The following is a 4,399-nucleotide window of genomic DNA, read 5'->3' as shown; positions in this document are numbered from 1 at the left end:
ACTGCAGACAATTGCTGATAAGGAATTTATTGGTGAATTAGGGCTGGCTGGCGAATGTCGTTCTGTGCGGGGCGTATTGCCAACCGCACTGGCTGCATCGGCAGCTAAACGTACATTGATTCTGCCAGAAATCAATGCCGGCGAAGCAGCCTTAATTGAACAATGCGAGAGTTTTGGGGCGGATAATTTGCTCGCCGTATGCGCGCATTTACATGGACAGCAACGACTTAACCTGGCGAGTTCACCAGATTTATCTGATGCAGCAGACTATCCAGATCTCATTGATATTCGAGGGCAGTCTCATGCAAGAAGAGCACTAGAGATTGCCGCAGCAGGCTCACACAGTATTTTATTTTGTGGACCGCCTGGCACAGGGAAAACCATGCTTGCCAGCCGATTACCCGGCATATTAACCACGATGTCTGAAGCTGAAGCAGTAGAAACGGCAGCCATACATTCTATTGCTTCTAACGGTTTTGATCCTGGTCATTGGCGTCAGCGTCCATTTCGTTCACCTCATCACACAGCATCTGCTGTGGCTTTAGTGGGGGGAGGCAGTCATCCGAGACCGGGAGAAATATCATTAGCGCATAATGGCGTACTTTTTCTTGATGAACTCCCTGAGTTTGACCGGCGTGTGTTGGAAGTGCTGCGCGAGCCAATAGAATCTGGCAAAATCTCGGTGTCGAGAGCAGCTCATCAGGCGGAGTTTCCAGCCCGCTTTCAACTGGTGGCAGCCATGAATCCGTGTCCATGTGGTTATCTGGGCGAGTCTCGCTGTCGGTGCACAGAAGAGCAAGTTCGTCGCTATCGTGCTAAAGTCTCCGGCCCATTGCTGGACAGAATTGATATGTTGGTTGACGTGCCTGCGGTAGATAAAAGCTTATTAAGACATCAACATGTCGATGTGACAGCCGAATATTCAGAACAGGTTCGGCATCGAGTAGAAAAAGCCCGCAAGAGACAGCTCGATCGACAGCGTAAAGCCAATAATTTGTTAGACCAAAAAGAAATTGAGGATGTGTGTCTGTTGAGTGAAGACGATTATCAGCTAGTGGAAAAGGCGATTGTCCGCCTTGGACTATCAGCACGGGCCTACCATCGAATTCTAAAAGTGGCGAGAACGATTGCTGATCTTGCAGGAAGTCGTCAAATACAAACTGAACATCTCAGCGAAGCCATTAGCTATCGTCGGCTTGATGTAGGTCACTAATGTTGCCGCTTTTTACCTTATTTGTTGAGTGGAAACACTCTTTTGATCATGTAGTTTTCAGAGGCGTTAATGCTCAATGATCTTAACCCGCAGCAGCAGGAAGCTGCGCGTCATATAGATGGACCCCTCTTAGTTTTAGCTGGTGCCGGTAGTGGTAAGACGCGGGTTATAACCCGAAAGATTGCCTATCTGATTGAGCAATGTGGTATTCCAGCCAAAAATATTGCTGCAGTCACTTTCACCAATAAAGCGGCGCGTGAGATGAAAACCCGTGTGTCTGAATTGATGGCCAGTCGTCAAAATTCGGCGGCAGCACGTGGTTTGATGGTCTCAACTTTCCACACACTTGGTTTGAATATTCTACGCCGTGAATATAAATCACTCGGATACCGCAGTGGTTTTTCTATTTTTGATGCTCAAGACAGTCTGGCGGTATTACGTGATCTGATGGGACGTGATTTTGCTGCAGATAGTGAGCATGCTGAACAGGTGCAGTGGCAAATATCAGAGTGGAAGAATCAGCTGATTCTGCCTGACAAGGCCATGCAAATTGCTGAAGCAGGTACGCAAATGGCCGCAGCGAAAGTGTATCCACTTTATACCGCTGCGTTACAAGCCTATAACGCCGTTGATTTTGATGATTTGATACTCAAACCGGTGGTGTTATTTCGTGAAAATCCTGAAGTATTAAAAAAGTGGCAAGCGCGTATTCACTATTTATTAGTGGATGAGTATCAGGATACCAATGGCTGCCAGTATGAGCTGGTCAAGCAGCTGGTCGGCATTCGTGAAGCACTGACAGTGGTAGGTGATGATGATCAGTCTGTCTATTCATGGCGTGGTGCCCGACCGGAAAATCTGGCACAACTACAGACCGACTATCCTCGTCTGAAACTGATTAAACTCGAACAAAATTACCGTTCCATGAGCCGCATTCTACGAGTGGCTAATACTCTGATACGCAATAATCCTCACGTATTTGAAAAGCAATTATGGAGTGCACTGGGAGAGGGTGATCCGATACGGGTGATCGGCTGTCGAGATGATGATCATGAATCAGAAAAAGTGGTGTCTGAGCTGCTTTATCACAAGCTGAAACATCAGGCCAGTTTCAAAGATTATGCGATCCTCTATCGCAGTAATCATCAGTCCAGACCGATTGAACGTGTATTACGTGAACATAATGTGCCTTACTTCTTAACTGGCGGCACATCGTTTTTCTCACGGATCGAAGTGAAAGACATCATGGCCTATCTGAGATTGCTAGCGAATCAGGATGATGACAATGCCTTCCTTCGGGTTATTAATACGCCGCGCCGTGGGATAGGTTCAAGCACTCTACAAGCTCTCGGTAATTATGCTACTGAGCGTAAAACCAGTTTGTTTGGTGCCTGCTTTGAGATGGGCCTGGCTGAAAAATTGCCTGAAAAAGCGATTCTGAATCTGACCCATTTTGCTAACTGGTTGGTTGATATTGCAGATAGAGCTAAACGTGGTGACTTAATGAGTGCGATCCGCGATATGGTCGAAGAAATCGAATATCGTGGTTGGCTGGAAGAGACCAGTGGTGATCCGAATAAAGCAGAGCGGCGCATGGACAACGTGCTCGAGCTGTTGAGCTGGATTGAACGTATCATCGAAAATGATACCGAAGAGAAAAGTATTGGCGATATTGCAGCCAGACTGACATTGATGGACATTCTGGATCGTCAGGAAGACGAAAACCAAGCTGATGCCGTGCATTTGATGACCTTACATGCTGCAAAAGGTCTGGAGTTTCCACATGTATTCATGATTGGCATGGAAGAAGAAATTCTGCCTCACCGAACTAGTATCGAAGAAGGCACCATCGAAGAAGAACGTCGCCTGACCTATGTCGGTATTACCCGAGCCCAACGCAGTCTGGTCATGACGATGGCCAATACGCGTAAGCGTTATGGGGAGAAGATGGAGTGTGAGGAAAGCCGTTTTCTTCGTGAGTTACCATCAGATGATCTGATTTGGATGTCTGAAAAAACACAGGCTGATCCGGAAGAACGCAAAGAGCGTGGTAAGGCGCATCTCTCTAATATTCGGCAAATGCTGAAATAAAAAAAGCCCGGTGACTGAAGTGACCGGGCTTTTTTATGCTAAACCATGCGGCGAAGCGTGTCGTCTTTGCGTATAAAGTGATGGTAGAGTGCAGCGCCAATATGGCCGACCACCAAAATAACCAGTACGATAGCTAATACTGAGTGTAACTCGCCGATATCATGGGCCCATTGCACTTTATCTGCTGGTTTTTCAACGAGCACCTGACCAAATATTTTGACTGGATACCCATGTCCATGGATATATAGTGCACCCAGTGGTGGCATAGCAATCAGGCAAAAATACATGATGCTATGTACCGTTTTTACCAGTTTGCTGTTAGCACCTTCAATAATCGGACGTTGATTTTTTTGTTTCATACTCCACAATAAACGCACTATGGCGAGAATCATAATGATTGCGCCTATCGACACATGATAGGGACCGAACGTGTCGCCTAACCAGTGTTTACCATCGTTAATCCGATCAGCAAATTTAAAAAATTGTTGGAAAACAAGTACGGCTACTAACCAGTGGAAAAAACGCGTCACACTGCCATATCGGTCTATCGAATCATTTATCATTTCTCTCTCCTTTGTGAAAACCATCGCTGAGACAGAATTATCAATACAATTGTTCCGGTTATTTGGTTTTTATTAAAATGATGATTGAATAATTTTGTCGAGTTGATTGGCAAACTGCATTCTGTCACGGTGATTAAAGGCATTCTGTCCACCTGTATCCACACCGCTTGAACGCATGGTATCCATAAAATTACGCATGGTTAAACGTGCAGCAATATTGCTTTTATCCATTAGTTCACCACGTGGGCTGAGGCAGATGCCGCCACGATCAATCACATCGTTGGCAAGTGGAATGTCAGCAGTGATAACTAAATCTTTCATTTGAACACGGCGGGCTATCTCATCATCTGCCATGTCAAAACCTGAGGCGACTTGAATAAACTGAATTTGATTATCTGCCGGCACCTTAATCGCGTGGTTTGCAATAAAGGTCAGCGGCAGGGAGGTGCGTCTTGAAGCCCGAATCAGGATTTCTTTAATAACAGCCGGACAAGCGTCGGCATCGACCCAGATATGCATTATTCTTCCTGGT

The 4,399-nt window shown here is 46.0% G+C and carries 4 protein-coding genes; 2 read left to right on the top strand and 2 right to left on the bottom strand.

Annotated features, from left to right (window positions below; all coding sequences use genetic code 11):
* Together B4K20_RS13365 and rep are read left to right on the top strand one after the other, a co-directional pair.
* On the top strand, positions 1-1,213 hold a 1,213-nt coding region (locus B4K20_RS13365), incomplete at its 5' end, for a YifB family Mg chelatase-like AAA ATPase (RefSeq protein WP_289283244.1).
* Between the two features lie 69 nt (positions 1,214-1,282).
* On the top strand, positions 1,283-3,304 hold the full coding sequence (rep, locus tag B4K20_RS13360; protein WP_286304173.1) for a DNA helicase Rep: 2,022 nt from the start codon (positions 1,283-1,285) through the stop codon (positions 3,302-3,304).
* A 38-nt stretch (positions 3,305-3,342) separates the two neighbouring features.
* Here the strand turns inward: rep and B4K20_RS13355 are convergent, their stop codons facing one another.
* On the bottom strand, positions 3,343-3,867 hold the full coding sequence (locus B4K20_RS13355; RefSeq protein ID WP_289283243.1) for a cytochrome b: 525 nt from the start codon (positions 3,865-3,867) through the stop codon (positions 3,343-3,345).
* Between the two features lie 72 nt (positions 3,868-3,939).
* A complete protein-coding gene (locus B4K20_RS13350) occupies positions 3,940-4,386 on the bottom strand; it encodes a YaiI/YqxD family protein (RefSeq protein WP_286304175.1) in 447 nt (148 codons plus the stop codon).
* Between the last annotated feature and the right edge of the window lie 13 nt (positions 4,387-4,399).

It is taken from the genome of Methylophaga sp. UBA5088 (assembly GCF_002414625.1).
In the GTDB taxonomy this organism is placed as follows: Bacteria; Pseudomonadota; Gammaproteobacteria; order Nitrosococcales; family Methylophagaceae; genus Methylophaga; species Methylophaga marina.
Note: the sequence above shows the minus strand (reverse complement) of the source record. Positions and strands in the feature narration are given on the sequence as shown.